The 17,037-nt window shown below is 54.0% G+C and carries 18 protein-coding genes; all 18 read left to right on the top strand.

What is annotated here, in order from left to right; genetic code table 11:
• Positions 1-39 precede the first annotated feature (39 nt).
• The 18 genes from Q354_RS0112125 (at position 40) to Q354_RS0112040 (ending at position 17,035) form a co-directional block, all read left to right on the top strand.
• The gene (locus tag Q354_RS0112125) at positions 40-576 is read left to right on the top strand and encodes a flagellar basal body-associated FliL family protein (protein ID WP_027857834.1); all 537 of its coding nucleotides are present in this window, start codon (positions 40-42) and stop codon (positions 574-576) included.
• Between the two features lie 19 nt (positions 577-595).
• Entirely contained in the window at positions 596-1,567 is a 972-nt protein-coding gene (gene fliM / locus Q354_RS0112120) for a flagellar motor switch protein FliM (RefSeq protein WP_027857833.1), read from the top strand.
• 36 nt (positions 1,568-1,603) lie between these two features.
• Positions 1,604-2,026, top strand: a complete 423-nt coding sequence (gene fliN, locus Q354_RS0112115; protein WP_027857832.1) for a flagellar motor switch protein FliN — start codon at positions 1,604-1,606, stop codon at positions 2,024-2,026.
• A 9-nt stretch (positions 2,027-2,035) separates the two neighbouring features.
• Positions 2,036-2,434, top strand: coding sequence for a flagellar biosynthetic protein FliO (gene fliO, locus Q354_RS25590; protein WP_051560091.1), 399 nt, complete (start codon positions 2,036-2,038; stop codon positions 2,432-2,434).
• Positions 2,431-3,171, top strand: coding sequence for a flagellar type III secretion system pore protein FliP (gene fliP, locus Q354_RS0112105; protein ID WP_027857831.1), 741 nt, complete (start codon positions 2,431-2,433; stop codon positions 3,169-3,171). Before fliO ends, fliP begins: the two co-directional genes overlap by 4 nt.
• A gap of 12 nt (positions 3,172-3,183) precedes the next feature.
• A complete protein-coding gene (gene fliQ, locus Q354_RS0112100) occupies positions 3,184-3,453 on the top strand; it encodes a flagellar biosynthesis protein FliQ (protein WP_027857830.1) in 270 nt (89 codons plus the stop codon).
• A 5-nt stretch (positions 3,454-3,458) separates the two neighbouring features.
• Positions 3,459-4,232 (top strand): flagellar biosynthetic protein FliR, encoded by a 774-nt coding sequence (fliR, locus tag Q354_RS0112095; RefSeq protein ID WP_027857829.1) that lies wholly within the window; start codon positions 3,459-3,461, stop codon positions 4,230-4,232.
• A 10-nt stretch (positions 4,233-4,242) separates the two neighbouring features.
• Positions 4,243-5,385, top strand: coding sequence for a flagellar biosynthesis protein FlhB (gene flhB, locus Q354_RS0112090; protein WP_027857828.1), 1,143 nt, complete (start codon positions 4,243-4,245; stop codon positions 5,383-5,385).
• Between the two features lie 140 nt (positions 5,386-5,525).
• Positions 5,526-7,649 carry a flagellar biosynthesis protein FlhA gene (flhA, locus tag Q354_RS0112085; RefSeq protein ID WP_084332573.1) on the top strand — a complete coding sequence of 708 codons (2,124 nt, stop codon included), beginning with the start codon at positions 5,526-5,528 and terminating at the stop codon, positions 7,647-7,649.
• A 45-nt stretch (positions 7,650-7,694) separates the two neighbouring features.
• Positions 7,695-9,149: a flagellar biosynthesis protein FlhF gene (gene flhF / locus Q354_RS0112080; RefSeq protein ID WP_027857826.1), complete on the top strand. Its 1,455-nt coding sequence runs from the start codon at positions 7,695-7,697 to the stop codon at positions 9,147-9,149.
• A gap of 20 nt (positions 9,150-9,169) precedes the next feature.
• Positions 9,170-9,997 carry a MinD/ParA family protein gene (locus Q354_RS0112075; protein ID WP_027857825.1) on the top strand — a complete coding sequence of 276 codons (828 nt, stop codon included), beginning with the start codon at positions 9,170-9,172 and terminating at the stop codon, positions 9,995-9,997.
• 13 nt (positions 9,998-10,010) lie between these two features.
• Positions 10,011-10,724: an RNA polymerase sigma factor FliA gene (locus Q354_RS0112070; protein ID WP_027857824.1), complete on the top strand. Its 714-nt coding sequence runs from the start codon at positions 10,011-10,013 to the stop codon at positions 10,722-10,724.
• An 80-nt stretch (positions 10,725-10,804) separates the two neighbouring features.
• On the top strand, positions 10,805-11,191 hold the full coding sequence (locus Q354_RS0112065) for a chemotaxis response regulator CheY (RefSeq protein WP_027857823.1): 387 nt from the start codon (positions 10,805-10,807) through the stop codon (positions 11,189-11,191).
• A gap of 18 nt (positions 11,192-11,209) precedes the next feature.
• Positions 11,210-12,022 (top strand): protein phosphatase CheZ, encoded by an 813-nt coding sequence (locus tag Q354_RS0112060; RefSeq protein ID WP_027857822.1) that lies wholly within the window; start codon positions 11,210-11,212, stop codon positions 12,020-12,022.
• A gap of 12 nt (positions 12,023-12,034) precedes the next feature.
• Positions 12,035-14,140 (top strand): chemotaxis protein CheA, encoded by a 2,106-nt coding sequence (locus Q354_RS0112055; protein WP_027857821.1) that lies wholly within the window; start codon positions 12,035-12,037, stop codon positions 14,138-14,140.
• 23 nt (positions 14,141-14,163) lie between these two features.
• A complete protein-coding gene (gene cheB / locus Q354_RS0112050; protein ID WP_027857820.1) occupies positions 14,164-15,363 on the top strand; it encodes a protein-glutamate methylesterase/protein-glutamine glutaminase in 1,200 nt (399 codons plus the stop codon).
• On the top strand, positions 15,363-16,103 hold the full coding sequence (locus Q354_RS0112045) for a flagellar motor protein (RefSeq protein ID WP_027857819.1): 741 nt from the start codon (positions 15,363-15,365) through the stop codon (positions 16,101-16,103). Before cheB ends, Q354_RS0112045 begins: the two co-directional genes overlap by 1 nt.
• Positions 16,104-16,105: 2 nt before the next feature.
• Entirely contained in the window at positions 16,106-17,035 is a 930-nt protein-coding gene (locus Q354_RS0112040; RefSeq protein ID WP_027857818.1) for a flagellar motor protein MotB, read from the top strand.
• Positions 17,036-17,037: the final 2 nt, after the last annotated feature.

Below are 17,037 nucleotides of genomic sequence, written 5' to 3'. Positions count from 1 at the left end.
ACCGGTAAATATTCTTTTTAACACACGAGGGACGCTAATATGGCCGACGAACAGGATAATGCAGCAGAAGAGAGCGGCGGAAAGAAAAAGTCGAAGCTCAAGCTGATTATCATTCTTGTAGTTGCCCTTTTAGTTGTAGGCGGTGGTGGTGCGGGTGCCGCTTACTTTCTGTTGGGCGATTCCAGCGAAGAGGTCGCCGAAACGGAAGAGGCTGAGGCTGAACAGTCCACCGAACGTCAACAGGCGATCTATACCAAGGTCAGGACGATGGAAGGGCGGCCGATGTTCGTTGTGACTTTGCAGTCGGCGGATGGTCGCTCACACTATATGCAGGCCTATGTTGAAGCCAAAAGCCGCGACCAGGTGGTGGCAGATGCGCTGAAACTGCATATGCCAGTCGTTGTCTCTCGCCTGAATGCATTTTTCTCCACGCAGACCTTTGAGACGCTTCAGACTCAGTCCGGTAAGGTAGCGTTGCGCCAGCATGCGACCGACCTGGTCAGGGAGGTCATGATGGAGCGCATCGGCAAGCCGGGTGTGGAAACCGTATTGTTTACCAACTTTGTAATGCAGTAAGCAGGCCGGGTATAAAGCAATGTCAGTAAAGGACCTTCTCTCACAGGATGAAATCGATGCTCTGTTACACGGAGTAGACGATGGAGATGTCGAAACCTCTGATGAAGAATCTGAAGAGGAAGGGGAGGTTCGTTCCTACGATCTTGCCAGTCAGGAGCGTATTGTCCGCGGGCGGATGCCGACGCTCGAAATGATAAATGAGCGTTTTGCCCGCCTGACCCGAATGAGCCTCTTCAACCTGCTCCGGCGCGCCGCAGATGTCACGGTGGGTGGAATTCAGGTGATGAAGTATGGCGATTACGTTCATACTCTTTATGTGCCTACCAGTATGAACCTGGTGCGGATGTCGCCGCTGCGGGGAACGGCCTTGTTTATTATGGATGCCAAGCTGGTATTCAAACTCGTGGATAACTTCTTTGGCGGTGACGGACGTCATGCCAAGATTGAAGGGCGCGAATTTACCCCGACAGAAACACGTCTGGTGCATAAGGTTATTGATCAGTTTTTCGTCGATCTCAAGGATGCCTGGGATGCGGTGCTTGAGGTGGAGTTCGAGCACCTGGGGCATGAAGTGAATCCGGCCATGGCTAACGTCGTTAATCCGACGGAGGTGGTAGTGGTCAGTACCTTTCAGGTTGATCTTGAGGGTGGAAGCGGCGAATTCCATCTGGCGTTGCCGTACTCAATGCTGGAGCCTATTCGTGAGCTGCTGGTGGCAGGCTTCAAGAGTTCTGATGATGAGAAAGATGAGCGTTGGCAGGTTGCCCTGAGACGCGATATCACGCGGGCCGAGATGAAGCTCCATATCACTCTGGCGGAGCGCGAGATGACGCTGCGGGATGTGATGGAGCTTGAAAAAGGGGACATAATCCCGATCGAGCTGCCCGAAACCTTCAAACTGAAGGTGAATAAGGTGCCAGTGTTCGAGTGTAAGCTGGGCAGTAGCAGAAGTAACCTGGCTGCCAAGATTGTTGATTTTTCCAAAGAGTAACATTCACCCAACGGATAGAATCGGGGAAAGGTCTGAATGGCTGATGATAAAGATGTAGACCAACAGGCGTTGGCGGATGAGTGGGCTGCGGCAATGGAAGAGCAGGTTGGCGGTGACGAGGCCGCTGAAGAGCCTGCCGGCGAACAGCCTCGCGCAGTCGAGTTGGATGAGCTCCAGGATGAAGGTCAGCCGGTAGCTGACCCCAAACTGGATGTGATTCTTGATATCCCCGTCACCCTGTCTATGGAGGTCGGAGAGACCGATATTGCTATCCGTAACCTGTTGCAGCTTAACCAGGGTTCCGTGATTGAGCTGGATCGCATGGCGGGTGAGCCGCTGGATGTCAAAGTCAACGGCACGCTGATCGCCCATGGCGAGGTTGTTGTGGTTAACGAGCGCTACGGTATTCGTCTGACTGATGTGATCAGTCCGCAGGAACGTATTCGTCGCCTCAAATAGGAAGCCCTGATGCGGATAGCATACAGCCTGTTGATGGTCGCTTTGCCGCTGTCCGCAGCCGAAAAAGATTCAGTTCCGGATCCCTTTGCAATGGACGCTGTTGTCCAGTTGGTGACAGGCCTGGCCATTGTTATCGCACTGATTCTGGTGCTGGCCTGGGTGGCACGCCGCTTTATGGGCGCCGTGCCTCAGCAGAAAAAGCTGAAAACACTGGCTGTTTTGCCCCTGGGGACCCGGGAAAAAGCGGTGCTGGTAGAAGTTGGTGGTCAACAGATGCTGTTAGGGGTGGCTCCCGGTAGAGTCAATCTTTTGACGCGCTTTGACGAGCCGGTCATCAGCGAGCCGGAGGGGGAGGCATTTGCCTCACGCTTGCGTGATGCCGTCCAGCAGAGGACTCCCGGCCAATGAAGTCGCTGTTCAGTCTCTTTCTGCTGGTGCTGCTGTCGGTACCGGCACTCGCTGCCGATACCGGAATACCTGCTGTAAATGTTGTTACCGGTGAGGATGGTGCGACCAACTACAGTGTGACGATTCAGATCCTCGCGCTGATGACATTGCTGACGTTCCTGCCGGCGATGGTGATGATGATGACCTCCTTTACCCGGATCATCGTTGTCTTTGCCATATTGCGTCAGGCGCTCGGACTTCAGCAAACGCCCTCCAACCAGGTGCTGGTGGGACTGGCCCTGTTTCTGAGTCTGTTTATTATGGGGCCGGTACTGGATAAGGTGAACGAGGTTGCTGTGCAGCCTTATATCCAGGAGGAGCTGACGGCATTTGAGGCGGTTCAGGCTGCCAGCGGCCCGTTTCGCCAGTTTATGGTGCGACAGACACGGGAAACCGATCTCGATCTGTTTATGAAGCTGTCAAAGACGCCTCCGGTTGCCACGCCTGAGGATATCCCTTTCACGGTACTGGTGCCGGCATTTGTCACCAGTGAGCTTAAAACCGCCTTCCAGATAGGGTTTATGTTGTTTATCCCGTTTCTGGTGCTGGATCTGGTCGTCGCCAGTGTATTGATGGCGATGGGTATGATGATGCTGTCACCGGTGATTATCTCTTTACCGTTCAAGTTGATGCTGTTTGTATTGGTGGATGGTTGGGCGATGGTGATCGGCACGCTGGCTGCGAGCTTCGGACTTTAGGGAGGATGCAGGATGACGCCTGAGGTAGTGCTGGATCTGTTTGGTGACGCATTTTTCCTGGTGGTGGTACTGGTTTCGGTGATCGTGCTGCCCAGTCTGATGGTCGGGCTGGTGATATCGATGTTTCAGGCCGCCACCCAGATCAATGAGCAGACCCTGAGCTTCCTGCCCCGATTACTCATCACGCTATTGGTCGTGATGTCGGCCGGCCCCTGGATACTGACCCGGTTAATGGATCTGTTTAATTATCTGTTTCTCAATATTCCGATCCTGATCGGGTAAGTGCCGTGTTCGAGCTCAGCTTCCTGCAGATCGAATCCATGGTGGCGACCTTTCTTTTGCCGCTGTTCCGCGTGGCCTCCTTTCTGATGGTTATCCCGATTATCGGTTCGCAGCTGCTGCCCGTGAATATCCGCCTCGGGCTGGCAATTGTGTTGACCATTCTGCTGCTGCCGGGGCTGCCTGAGATTCCGTCTTTTAACGCCCTGGCTGTTGAGACCTGGATCGTGGTCGCGCAGCAGATACTGATCGGCATCGTGATGGGCTTTATGGTGCAGGTGTTGTTTCAGGTGGTTGTGCTGGGAGGGCAGATGATTGCGCAGCAGATGGGTCTGGGTTTTGCTTCGATGACCGACCCTGCGAACGGTATCTCTGTGGTTATGTTGGGGCAGTTTTACCTGACTCTGGTAATGGTGTTGTTTATTACCATGAACGGGCACCTGGTAATGATCGATATACTGGCCCGGAGCTTTCACCTGATTCCGATTGGCTCTGGTGGATTGCCGGATGCAAGTCTTTGGAAGATTGTCCGTTCCGGTACCTGGCTGTTTTCGGCCGCATTGCTGATGGCGTTACCGGCGGTGACTTCACTGCTGGTGGTGAACTTTGCCTTTGGCATTATGACCCGGGCGGCTCCTCAGCTGAATATTTTTGCGATTGGTTTCCCTTTTACCATGTTGATGGGGATGTTGATTGTCTGGGCGAATCTGGGAGGCTTCCTCGGGCAGTACCGGCGCCTGTCGGAGTTCATGCTGAATTACATTACCAGTTTGCTGATGTGAGGAGGGATTAATGGCCGAAGATTCAGGGCAGGAACGCTCGGAAGAGCCCACGGCGAAGCGATTGCAGGAAGCGCGGGACAAAGGCGATATTCCGCGATCGCGTGAACTGATAACGATGGCAATACTGCTGGCATCAGTGGCATCGGCAATGTTGTTTGGCGACCAACTGGTTGAGCGGATGATTGGCATGATGGAGTTTAACTTCAGCCTGCCGCGTGAGGCGGGTTACGACAGTGCCTATATGTTCACCCACCTCGGGCATTCGATGGGCGACGCCCTGATCGGACTGATCGGATTCTTTGCCGCCTTGCTGATTGCCGCTCTGCTGACGCCGATCACCCTGGGGGGGTGGAACTTCAGTATGCAGGCACTGGCCCCGAAGGGAAGTCGTCTTAATCCGCTCTCCGGTCTGAAGCGGATGTTTTCGATGAATGCCCTGGTTGAACTGCTCAAGGCGCTGGCGAAGTTTGGTTTGGTGGGAAGCTTTGCTGTCGCGATGTTGTGGCTTATCCGGGCCGACCTGATATCTCTCAGTGAAAGTAACGTACGCGGCGCTATCGCTGAAGCTGTATCGATGCTGATGTGGGTCTTTATGGTATTGAGTGCGACTCTGATCCTGATCGCGCTGGTAGATGTGCCCTTCCAGCTGTATTCGTATAACAAGAAAATGAAGATGACGATGCAGGAGATCAAGGATGAGATGAAGAACAGCGAAGGTAAGCCCGAGGTCAAGGGGCGCATACGTCAGTTGCAGCGTGAGATTGCGCAGCGGCAGATGATGAGTCAGGTGCCGGAGGCTGACGTGGTGATCACCAACCCGACTCACTATTCCGTGGCGCTGAAGTATGAAGAGGGGCGGGGAGACGCGCCGATTCTGCTGGCTAAGGGCGGGGATTTTGTTGCTTTGAAAATCCGTGAAATTGCGCAGGAGCATGATGTCCCGGTGCTTTCTGCACCGCCGCTGGCGCGTGCGATCTATCATTCTACTGAGGTTGATCAGGAGATCCCTGCCGGACTTTATATGGCCGTGGCGCAGGTGCTGGCACACGTATATCAGCTGAAGCGGTTTAAGGCGAGGCAGGCAGAGCGGCCACAGCCGTTGCGGGAATCTGAAATGGATATTCCGGATGAATTGCGAATAGACCCTGAATAGTTGGCCGGAAAATTGCAAATTTTTCTGGGTTTTTGTCAGAGTGTCAAAAAACTGTGCCCTCAACGCTGTTAATATAAGCGCAGTTTGAATATCGGTTGATTTACTTAGGTTTGGAAGACAAAAATTTGACGCTTTTCGGGATGCAGATTGATCGCAGTACGGTCACCGGCAATTTACGCAGTTTAGGACACGGGAACCTGGGTATCCCGCTGTTGCTGCTGATTATTATGGCAATGGTGACATTGCCGATGCCGCCGTTTCTGCTGGATGTGCTTTTTACGTTTAACATCGCATTGTCGATTGTAGTACTGCTGGTGAGTATCTACTCATTGCGGCCACTGGATTTTGCTGTATTTCCGACCATTCTGCTGGCCGCGACTCTGATGCGGCTGGCGCTGAATGTGGCTTCGACCCGTGTGGTCCTGCTATACGGTCATGAGGGGGGAGATGCCGCCGGTAAGGTGATCGAGGCCTTCGGTGAGGTGGTGATCGGTGGTAACTATGTCGTCGGTCTGGTCGTCTTTCTGATCCTGGTTATCATCAACTTTGTCGTGGTGACCAAAGGTGCCGGCCGTATTTCGGAAGTAAGTGCCCGCTTTACCCTGGACGCTATGCCGGGTAAGCAGATGGCGATTGATGCCGACCTGAATGCCGGTCTGATCGATCAGGAGCAGGCACGAGCCCGGCGCGAAGATGTGACCCAGGAGGCCGACTTCTACGGGTCTATGGACGGTGCCTCCAAGTTTGTCCGGGGCGACGCGGTCGCGGGCATCATGGTGCTGGTCATCAACATTCTCGGTGGCTTGCTGATCGGGATGTTGCAGCATGACCTGGACTTTGAAACGGCTGCACGCTTTTACTCCTTGCTGACCATCGGTGATGGTCTGGTCGCTCAGATCCCGTCGCTGCTGCTGTCGACTGCAGCTGCGATTATGGTGACGCGTCAGAACACAACCCACGACGTGGGTAATCAGGTTCTGGGGCAGTTGTTTGGTTCGCCCAAGGCCCTGGCGGTTACGGCGGCTATCCTCGGAATTATGGGGTCTGTGCCGGGGATGCCGCATCTGGCTTTCCTGTCTCTGGCCGCGGCTGCCGGCGGTGGTGCCTGGTGGCTGAGCCAGAAGGCGAAAAAGGAACAGGCTGCTGCCCTGAATCAGGCCGATGCGGACGTGGCTGCCGCCGCTGAGGATGCCCCGGCGGAGGAGCAGCGTGAGCTTGACTGGGATGATGTGATGCCGGTCGATATGGTCGGGCTGGAGGTTGGATACCGTCTTATCCCCATGGTGGATAAGATGCAGGGAGGCCAGTTGCTGAACCGCATCAAGGGGGTGCGTAAGAAACTCTCTCAGGATCTGGGCTTCCTGGTACCCTCGGTTCATATCAGGGATAACCTTGATCTGATGCCCGGTGCCTATCGCATCACGCTGATGGGGGTTATTGTGGGAGAAGCCGAGATCTATCCGGATCGAGAACTGGCGATTAATCCGGGGCAGGTGTTCGGGTCTGTGCAGGGAATCGAAGTTAAGGATCCGGCATTCGGCCTCGACGCGATCTGGGTTGAACAGTCGAATAAAGAGCAGGCGCAGTCACTGGGTTATACCGTGGTTGATGCGGCGACGGTGGTGGCTACGCATCTCAATCAGCTGCTGCAATCTCATGCCCATGAATTGCTCGGGCATGAAGAGGTTCAGCAACTTATTGATATGTTGGCGAAATCTTCGCCTAAACTGGTAGAAGAGCTTATACCCGGAAAGTTGTCGGTTAGTACTTTATTGAAGGTTTTGCAGAACCTGCTGATGGAACAAGTGCCGCTGAAGGATTTCCGGACTATTACCGAGACCCTGGCCGATGCAGTCAGCCGGACGCAGGATCCGCTGGCATTAACGGCGGCGGTGAGGGTCGGTCTGGCGAGGTTGATAGTACAGACTATTAATGGCGCTGAACCCGAGTTACCGGTTATTACGCTGGACCCGCAATTGGAACAGCTGTTGCTGAATTCGGTGCATCAGGGTAACGCCGATGCCGGGCTGGTACTGGAACCGGGGATGGCGGAGCGGTTGCAGGTATCGCTATCTGAGACCGCAACACAGCAGGAATTAAAGGGATTGCCGTCGGTGTTACTGGTTGCTGCGCCGGTGCGGCCGTTGTTGGCAAAGTTTGTTCGCTATGGCGATCATCAGATTTATGTGTTGTCCTATCAGGAAATACCTGAAAATAAAAAGGTAACTATAGTCGCGACCGTGGGCGGTCAGGCAAATGGTTAATCATTTGTGAAGATTCGGACTGCCCGGCCGATATGAAGGTAACTTATGAAAGTTAAACGCTTTTTTGCCCCTGATATGCGCCAGGCTATGCGCCGCGTGCGAGAGGAGATTGGCCCTGATGCGGTCATTGTCTCCAATCATAAGGTGGCCGGAGGCGTTGAAGTAGTTGCCGCTCACGAGCAAGAGTACGAGGCCGCGCAGGCAGAGTTTAAAAGTGAGCGTCAGCGTCGACAGCGCAGGGATGAGCAGGTCAAAACGCTGACTTCAAAAGGGCGGCCAGAGCCGGACCTGTCTGATGAGCTGCGTAAGGCGCAGGCCCGGATAGCTGCTGCTCAGCAGGGTGAGCCACTGGAACCACCCAGTGGTCGCAACCGCCAGATTGAGAGAGACAGCGAAGAGGATCTGCGTGCCATCCTGGACTCCTTAAAGGACCGCCAGAAGGCCCGGGCCGATCAGGCGCACCGCCACTTTGTTCAGGCCAGGGAAGAACCGGCTGTTCCCCCCGCTCCAGCACATCCGTCCGCAGAAGAGCAGGCACGGATCAGTGCCATGCAGCAGGAGATTAACCAGCTTAAGACCATGCTGCAGCAGCAAATGCAGCAACAACAGGTGCAGCAACAGCAGATGCAACAGCCGCCTCCGCCGCCTCCACCGCAAAGTAATGGCGCGCAGGCGGGCCCGGTGGCGAGAAAGCTTGAGTTGCTGGGTATCAGTGATCGTCTCAGAGTACACCTGATGAGTGGGGTCGAGTCAGGATTGGAGCCTGAAAGCGCCTGGCGCAACACCCTGGCTAAGTTGTCAGATTCGATACCGGTGATCGGTGATGACTTTATAGAGCGTGGTGGCATGATCGCCTTTCTCGGGCCGACCGGAGTAGGGAAAACCACCACGATCGGCAAACTCGCGGCACGCTATGTGCTGCAGAACGGCAGCTCAAGTGTTGCCCTGGTAACTACCGATACCTATCGGATTGCCGCCCATGAACAGTTAAAGACATTCGGACGTATTCTCGATGTGCCGGTACGGGTGGTCGATGAAAGCCACCCTCTGGATGAGGTTCTGAAAAGCTTGCGGAATAAGCGTCTGGTGCTGATAGATACTGCCGGCCTCAATGCGCAGGAAGCGCACAGTCAGGACCAGCTGGAGATGCTTGAGAATATCAGCGTCAGGATGAAAAAGTTGCTGGTGGTGTCCTGCTCCAGTCAGCGTCAGTTGATGGAACAGGGTTATGCAGCTTACGCGAAGCTGGGGCTGCATGGCTGTGTTCTGAGTAAGCTGGATGAATCCGGCAGTTTGGGTGATGCGCTGTCGTTTGTGGTTGAGCGCAAGCTGTCGGTGGCCTACGTAGCTGATGGGCAGAAGATACCGGATGACATCGGCGTTGCCCGTAAGCACGATCTGGTCAGCCGGGCCGTTGTAACGGCACAGAAATCGATTGAAGCAGGCTACAGTAATATCAGTGCCGGTTTGGGTGGCAATGAGTTCCACAAAGTGGGCTGAGGCTAAAGGTATTAGTAATGATGACAGCAACCAAGCCCGTAAGAGTGATTGCCGTGACCGGTGGTAAAGGCGGGGTAGGGAAAACCAATGTCTCGGTTAATCTAGCACTTGCCCTGAGTCAGACTGAGCAGCGGGTGGTCCTGATGGACGCCGATCTTGGCCTGGCCAATGTGGACGTGTTGCTGGGACTTAAACCCTCTAAGACCATAGCTGACGTACTGGATGGCCGTTGCGGGCTGTCTGAAGTGATGGTGCCGTACAATGACTTTATGAGTATTGTTCCGGCCAGCTCGGGCACTCAGGAGATGACGGCCCTCAGTGTGCATGAGCATGCTGAACTGATCCATGCGTTTAATGATGTAGCGGATCAGATGGATGTACTGGTTGTGGATACAGCTGCGGGTATTTCGGATTCTGTGATTAACTTTGTCCGGGCGGCTCAGGAAGTGTTGGTTGTCGTCTGTGACGAACCTACGTCAATTACAGATGCATATGCGTTGATTAAACTGCTCAACCGCGATTATCAGATGACACGCTTCCGGGTACTTGCCAATATGGTGCGTACCGAACAGGAGGGGCGGAATATGTTCAGTAAGCTCCAGACCGTTACCGACCGCTTTCTTGATGTTACCCTTCAATATGTCGGATCAATACCTTATGATGAGTCGGTACGTAAGGCGGTTCAAAGGCAAGCTGCTGTTTTAAAAGCGTTTCCCAAGAGTAAGGCTGCATTAGCATATCGTCAGTTAGCCAACAAAGTAGAGAGTTGGCCTGTGCTCACTACGCCCAGAGGTCATCTGGAGTTTTTTGTAGAGCGTTTAGTTCAAGGCGCACGCACAGGGAATTGAAGACCGAGGTGGCATGTACAACCAGCTACAGTTTACTTCCAGCGAAGAATTAATCAGGCAGTACGCCCCGCTGGTAAAGCGTATAGCTCATCATCTGCTGGCGCGGCTTCCCTCATCGGTTGTTCTGGATGACCTGCTGCAGGCGGGCATGGTTGGGTTGCTGGAGGCCTCAACCAAGTATGATCCCTCAAAGGGGGCCAGTTTTGAGACCTACGCCGGCATTCGTATACGCGGTTCTATTATCGATGAGGTTCGCCGCGGAGACTGGACCCCCCGTTCAGTCCACCGAAATGGCCGGAAGATTGCCGAAACCATTCAGATTATCGAAGCCCGTACGGGAAAGGATGCCAGTGACATAGAAGTGGCAAAAGAGCTGGGTGTCTCGATGGACGAGTACCACAGCTTATTAAAGGATTCGCTGGAAAGCCGGCTTTTCAGTCTGGATGAGATAACTTCGTCGACAGAAAATCAACCTGGGGAGATGATCGCCGGTGATGATCCCGGGCCAAATGCACAGGTTGAAAAGGGGGCTTTTATGGAAGCCCTTACCGGTGCGATCAGTAACCTGCCCGAGCGTGAAAAGCTTGTGCTGGCGCTTTATTATGACGAAGAGCTGAACCTTAAAGAGATCGGGCAAGTGCTTGGTGTCAGTGAATCCCGGGTGAGCCAGATTCACAGTCAGGCTGCATTGCGACTAAGATCCCGATTAAGCGACTGGACTTCTTAAAAGTTACTCACAATTTCATGTAATTGTGGTATTTAAGGCTAGACTCAAAAAATTGCGTAGTTTTTAACTGGAGGCATGTCTTGAAAAAAGACATAAAGATTCTTGTGGTTGATGATTTCTCCACAATGAGACGGATTATTAAAAATCTGCTGCGTGATCTGGGGCTGACAAATGTTATCGAAGCGGATGACGGTCAGACTGCACTGCCTATCCTGAAACAGGGTGGTGTTGAGTTTCTGATCACCGATTGGAATATGCCCGGAATGACGGGTATTGAGCTGATTGGACATGTTCGTTCTGATCCAAATATGTCCCACATTCCAATTTTGATGGTAACCGCAGAAGCGAAACGGGAGCAGATTATTGCTGCGGCTCAGGCGGGCGTCAATGGTTACGTTGTTAAGCCATTTACTGCAGCGGTACTCAAAGAAAAAATCGATAAGATTTTTGAACGAATTGACGGTTAATTAGGGTTAGGGATCTTTATGTCTGCTGCAGATATCAACAAATCAGGTGTAGAACGCTTCGAGGGACAGCTGCAGGAAAAAGCACGCGAATTGGTGTCTGTGTTGGATCAGGGTGACCTTTCCTCCGCAATGGATTTGATTCGGGATCTTCATGAATACCGCCATCAGGCGTTCTATCAGGAAATAGGCCACCTGACACGCGGACTGCATGAAGCCATCAAATCTTTTTCCGATGATTTGGGCAATAACTTTGGCGATGCCGGCGAGACAACGGCCGTCTTTACCGATGCCTCTGATCGCCTGAATCATGTTATTGAACTCACTGAAAAAAATGCCCACGATACGATGGATCGTATTGACAGCGCATTGACTCTGGTTGACCGACTGGATACTCAGAGCGAACGATTTAAGGACCTGCTTTCCCTGGTTGGTCAGCTGGAGGGCGAGTATGTTGGCCTTCAGGGGACCTATGATCGCACTTGTCAGCTTAAAGAGGAGTCTGAGGTTACGATTGAAACCCTCAGGTCCCAACTGACCGACATTCTGGTGTCGCAAAGCTACCAGGATATTACCGGACAGCTGATTCGCCGGGTTATTCATCTGGTAACCAATGTCGAACAACACCTGGTGTTGTTGATGGATATGGCTTCTAAAGTAGAGCGCATTGCCGGACTGGAAAAAAGCAAAACGGAAGTTGCTCAGGTTAAAGAAACAAGAACTCAAGCCGATGTTATTCAGGCTGAGGGGCCACAAATCAATACGTCTGGTAAAGCTGATGTAGCACAGAATCAGGACGATGTTGATGAACTGTTGTCCAGTCTGGGTTTTTAAAAGGAGCTCCGTATGAGTTTGGAAGTGGATCAGGAAATACTCGAAGACTTCCTGGTAGAAGCGGGTGAGATCCTTGAGCAGTTGTCTGAACAGTTAGTAGATCTGGAGCAGCGCCCGGAAGACCGGGAGCTTTTGAATGCTATTTTTCGGGGCTTTCATACTGTTAAAGGCGGTGCAGGGTTCCTGCAGCTTGAGGCGATGGTTGATTGCTGCCATAAGGCAGAAAACCTGTTCGACCTTTTGCGTAATGGCGAAGTTCAGATTACACCTGAGCTGATGGATGCCGTGCTACAGGCTCTGGATGCGGTCAATGTCATGTTCGATAACGTTCGTTCAGGACAGGAGCCAGAGGCTGCATCACCGGCGTTGCTCGATTTACTGGAACAGTTTGCCAAAGGCTCTGCACCGGCCGCTACTGCACCAGTAGCGCCGCCGCAGCCAGCTATCCCTGAACCGGTCGCTCCGCCGCCAGTGGCGCCTGTCGCACCGGCCAGTGGCGTAGGCGATCAGTCCGATGCTGAATTTGAGATGCTACTGGGCGATATCGGTGGTACTCAGCCGGCAATCTCTGCTGAGGCTCAGCCTGAAACGGGCGACAGCAGCTCCGACCTGATTACCGAAGATGAATTTGAAGCCCTGCTGGATGAACTTCACGGTTCGGGCGCTCCGGGTATGGTGCCCGCCGCCGCTGCGCCCGCTGTGGCAGACGCAGATCCGGCGGCTGGATCAGATGACCTGATTACGGATTCTGAGTTTGAGGCCTTGCTGGATGAGCTTCAGGCGCAGGGTAAGGGAGCGTTCGCTCAAGCTGATACTGAGGCCGCCCCGGCTGCAGTTGTTGAAGCGCCAGTTGCTCCGGCACCAGTATCGGCCCCGGTTGCAGCGCCTACCGTGTCAGAATCGGTATCCGCCCCAGCAGCCAAAGCAACAAGCAATAATCAGCATAAGGCGGCCCCTGAAAGCAATGTCCGTGTAGACACACGCTTGCTGGATAAGATCATGAATATGGTCGGTGAGCTGGTGTTGGTGCGCAACCGTCTGGTTCGCCTGGGTGTTACCCGGGAAGACGAAGAGATGGCCAAGGCGCTGGCAACCCTGGATATGGTAACGGCTGATCTGCAGATGTCGGTGATGAAAACCCGAATGCAGCCGGTGAAGAAGGTATTTGGCCGCTTCCCTCGCCTGATTCGCGACCTTTCCCGAAACCTGCATAAAGAGGTTCGCCTCGAACTCCGCGGTGAAGATACTGATCTGGATAAAAACCTGGTCGAGGCACTTGCGGACCCGCTGATTCACCTTGTACGAAACGCGGTAGACCATGGGGTCGAAGGACCTGATGTACGTGAGGCCGCCGGCAAGCCGCGCGAAGGGCATGTTCTGCTCTCCGCCGAACAGGAAGGTGACCATATCCTGCTGATTATTCAGGACGATGGCGGCGGTATGGATGCAGAGAAGCTGCGACAGCTGGCTGTCGACCGTGGAATGCTGGACCTTGAAGCTGCGCGTCGCCTGACTGAGCAGGAATGCTTTAACCTGATTTTCCAGGCCGGATTCTCGACCAAGACCGAGATCTCCGATGTCTCTGGACGTGGCGTGGGCATGGATGTCGTCAAGACCAAGATCACTCAGCTGAACGGAACGCTCAGCATCGATTCGGTGATTGGTCAGGGCACACGTATTGCGATTCAGGTACCGCTGACACTGGCTATCATGCCGACTCTGATGGTTATTCTGGAAGATCAGGCGTTCGCACTGCCGCTGGTTAACGTGAATGAAATCTTTAACCTGGATCTGACTCAGACCAACGTTGTTGACGGTCAGCAGGTTATTATTGTGCGTGATCAGGCGTTGCCGCTGTTCCATCTCAAACGCTGGCTGATCGACGGTCAGCAATATGCTGATCTGCCAGAGCAGGGGCATGTGGTTATCGTTACTGTAGGCACTCAGCGCGTCGGTTTTGTGGTGGACCAGTTGGTGGGACAGGAGGAAGTGGTGATCAAGCCTCTTGGCACCATCCTGCATGGTACGCCCGGACTGTCCGGAGCCACTATCACAGGCGATGGCCGCATCGCCCTTATCATCGATATTCCAAATCTGCTGAAGCATTACGCTTCCTGATCACTGACTGATCAGGAGCATCTATGCCAGTAAAGGTTTTGATTGTTGATGATTCCGGATTCTTTCGCCACCGTATAGCTGATCTCCTCTCCTCCGACCGGAGGATTGAGGTGATCGGCTCTGCCAGTAATGGCATTGAGGCGGTCGAAAAGGTTAAGCAACTGAAGCCGGACGTGGTGACGATGGATGTGGAGATGCCGCAGATGAATGGCATCGAAGCGGTGCGCATCATTATGCGTGAAAATCCGACCCATGTATTAATGTTATCCTCGCTCACTCATGAAGGGGCCAGGGTGACCCTGGATGCCCTTGATGCCGGCGCTGTCGATTTTCTTTCCAAGGACATGCGCGCCTGGATGGATAAAAATGACAGCCTGAAAACCCAGCTTTGCGACAAGGTCGTCGAAATCAGTCGCTTTCGGGCCAGCTCCCGGCGGGGACTGTTTGCCGGGCGGCCTGGGAGTGAGGCTGCAACCGGCACTACGATGGTGTTTCGCCCGCAGCAGCGGGAGAAAGCCGTGCCGCTGGCTGCAGGGAAAGCTACCTCAAGACCCGCCCCGGCGGCCTCGGTTGCACCGCGGGGAACAAACGCTCCGGTTTCAGCGCCCGCTCCTGCTCATGCGGTGGCCAGGCCTCTGCGACGTCCCAGGGTCAATTGTGACCTGATGGTTATCGGCTCATCTACCGGCGGGCCTGCTGCTCTGCAGCAGATACTGACTCAGCTTCCTGCAAACTTTCCCTATCCGATCCTTCTGGTGCAGCATATGCCGGGTACCTTTACCTCGGTTTTTGCTCAGCGCCTGAATCAGCAGTGTGCGATTGAGGTAAGGGAGGCCCGGGACGGGGATCAGATTAAGCCCGGTCTGGCGCTACTGGCACCGGGCGGCCATCAGATGATCCTCGATGGCCGTCGCAGTAGCCGGGTCCGGGTGCTGCCCGGAGATGAACGTCTGACTTATAAACCGAGTGTGGATGTTACCTATGGCTCATCCGCTAAAAGTCATGGCAGCAGGGTCCTGGCGCTGATCCTTACCGGCATGGGAGCTGACGGCTGTGAGGGGGCGAAGATGCTGAAGCGCTGCGGAGCTACCGTCTGGGCCCAGAATAAGGAAAGCTCGACGATCTTCGGCATGCCTCAGGCAGTGATCAATGCCGGGTTAGCGGATGAGATTCTTGATTTGCAGGAGATCGGCCCGATTCTGAGCCGTATGGGAGCGCGATAATGGATCTTCTGACATTACTTGGTATGGCCCTGGCGGGGCTGGCACTGTTTGGCGGAAACTATCTGGAAGGCGGGCAGGCGGCGCAGCTGGTTAACCTGCCTGCGCTGGTTATTGTGCTTGGCGGTACGCTGGCAGCAGCGACAGTCCAGTCGCCCAGAGGAGAGCTGGGGCGGGCGTTCAGGCTGATTGGTTGGGCATTTTCTTCAAACCGGCCGGACTTTAATAAGGGGATTAGCAATATCACTGAATGGAGTTCGAGAGTGCGCCGCAATGGCCTGCTCGAACTGGAGCCGGTGATGGAGCGGGAGAAAGATGATTTCATTCGCTCGGGTCTGCAGCTTCTGATTGATGGCAGGACCGCAGATGTACTGAGGACCAATCTCAGCGTCGAACTGATCAGCCAGGAGCAGAGCGACCTTAAAGGCGCGAGGGTGCTTGAGAGTATGGGGGGCTACGCCCCGACCATGGGTATTATCGGCGCTGTACTGGGGTTGATTCACGTCATGAACAGCCTGGATGATCCGAGTGCACTCGGGGCCGGTATCGCCACGGCGTTTGTTGCTACGATCTACGGTGTAGGAATCGCTAACCTGTTACTGATTCCCCTGGCGAATAAGATCAAGACATTGGTGCTGATGCGCTACCACTATCACGAGATGATGCTTGAAGGGATGATGGCGATTGCACAGGGACAAAATACCCGTAATATCGAACAGCGCCTTCGGGGCTTTGTGAAGTAACGATGCCCAGACGCGAACCGCCAACGGATTACGTAAGAGAAGATCGCTGGGTATTGTCCTATGCCGATTTCGTTACACTGTTGTTTGCGTTTTTTGTCGTGATGTACTCTCTGTCCTCGGTAAACGAGGAGAAGTACCGGGAGTTGTCGGATGCGCTGAACAGCGCTTTCATCGGCCTGGGTGGTGGCGACCGGTTAGGGCTGGAGTCACCGGACCGGATGGCCGAGGAGATGATTACCGGCGATAGTGGCAGTCCTGTTTCGCTTAAGCCTCTGGTCGCGGCACCGGATGCTGAAAAGACCCGGGAGCTACTGACCCTCAGGCAGAAGATGGAAAGTGCTTTTCCCCATCTTGTCGATGAGGGAGGTGTCCGCCTGAAGAGCAATGAGCTATGGCTGGCGATCGAACTGAATTCCAGTTTATTGTTTGAATCCGGTGACGCACTACCCACTATTGCGGCCGATCAGTTATTGGAAAAGATCGCAGCGATTCTGCAGGGCCATGGCAATCCGATACATGTTGAAGGCTTTACCGATAACAGGTCTATTTCGACGGACCAGTTTCCCTCCAACTGGGAATTATCGGCAGCCAGGGCTGCTGCTGTTGTCAGGCTTCTGGCTTTGAATGGAGTGGATCCGATCAGGCTTGCTGCAGTAGGATACGGCGAACATCAGCCGGCCTACAGTAACCGCACTGAGTCGGGGCGCAGTCTGAACCGCAGGGTAGTAATCGTTGTATCCCGTGATGAAAAGGTGCGCAGGGCGTTATCGGCTTTTGGCAGTGAGCAGATTAGTAAAGATGCTGTATCCGGTGTGATTGCAGAGCTGAATCAATCGGAAAATACCGGTGCTATCGAGCAGGTCCAGAAACCCGGAGGGGGTGTTTTGTACCGGCAGATGGCACCTATTGATCAAAGTAGAGTTCAGGAATAGTC

The organism is Marinobacterium jannaschii DSM 6295, assembly GCF_000620085.1.
In the GTDB taxonomy this organism is placed as follows: domain Bacteria; phylum Pseudomonadota; class Gammaproteobacteria; order Pseudomonadales; family Balneatricaceae; genus Pontibacterium; species Pontibacterium jannaschii.
The sequence above is the reverse complement of the archived record's forward strand: the minus strand, read 5'-3'. Positions and strand labels throughout refer to the sequence as shown.

What these genes read in the sequence shown, in the direction of transcription:
- Q354_RS0112075 (WP_027857825.1), top strand. Translation starts at nt 9,170, where the DNA reads ATGACAGCAACCAAGCCCGTAAGAGTGATTGCCGTGACCGGTGGTAAA.
- Q354_RS0112070 (WP_027857824.1), top strand. Translation starts at nt 10,011, where the DNA reads ATGTACAACCAGCTACAGTTTACTTCCAGCGAAGAATTAATCAGGCAG.
- Q354_RS0112040 (WP_027857818.1), top strand. Translation starts at nt 16,106, where the DNA reads ATGCCCAGACGCGAACCGCCAACGGATTACGTAAGAGAAGATCGCTGG.
- Q354_RS0112055 (WP_027857821.1), top strand. Translation starts at nt 12,035, where the DNA reads ATGAGTTTGGAAGTGGATCAGGAAATACTCGAAGACTTCCTGGTAGAA.
- fliQ (WP_027857830.1), top strand. Translation starts at nt 3,184, where the DNA reads ATGACGCCTGAGGTAGTGCTGGATCTGTTTGGTGACGCATTTTTCCTG.
- fliP (WP_027857831.1), top strand. Translation starts at nt 2,431, where the DNA reads ATGAAGTCGCTGTTCAGTCTCTTTCTGCTGGTGCTGCTGTCGGTACCG.
- fliM (WP_027857833.1), top strand. Translation starts at nt 596, where the DNA reads ATGTCAGTAAAGGACCTTCTCTCACAGGATGAAATCGATGCTCTGTTA.
- Q354_RS0112045 (WP_027857819.1), top strand. Translation starts at nt 15,363, where the DNA reads ATGGATCTTCTGACATTACTTGGTATGGCCCTGGCGGGGCTGGCACTG.
- Q354_RS0112060 (WP_027857822.1), top strand. Translation starts at nt 11,210, where the DNA reads ATGTCTGCTGCAGATATCAACAAATCAGGTGTAGAACGCTTCGAGGGA.
- cheB (WP_027857820.1), top strand. Translation starts at nt 14,164, where the DNA reads ATGCCAGTAAAGGTTTTGATTGTTGATGATTCCGGATTCTTTCGCCAC.
- flhA (WP_084332573.1), top strand. Translation starts at nt 5,526, where the DNA reads ATGCAGATTGATCGCAGTACGGTCACCGGCAATTTACGCAGTTTAGGA.
- flhF (WP_027857826.1), top strand. Translation starts at nt 7,695, where the DNA reads ATGAAAGTTAAACGCTTTTTTGCCCCTGATATGCGCCAGGCTATGCGC.
- fliN (WP_027857832.1), top strand. Translation starts at nt 1,604, where the DNA reads ATGGCTGATGATAAAGATGTAGACCAACAGGCGTTGGCGGATGAGTGG.
- flhB (WP_027857828.1), top strand. Translation starts at nt 4,243, where the DNA reads ATGGCCGAAGATTCAGGGCAGGAACGCTCGGAAGAGCCCACGGCGAAG.
- Q354_RS0112125 (WP_027857834.1), top strand. Translation starts at nt 40, where the DNA reads ATGGCCGACGAACAGGATAATGCAGCAGAAGAGAGCGGCGGAAAGAAA.
- fliO (WP_051560091.1), top strand. Translation starts at nt 2,036, where the DNA reads ATGCGGATAGCATACAGCCTGTTGATGGTCGCTTTGCCGCTGTCCGCA.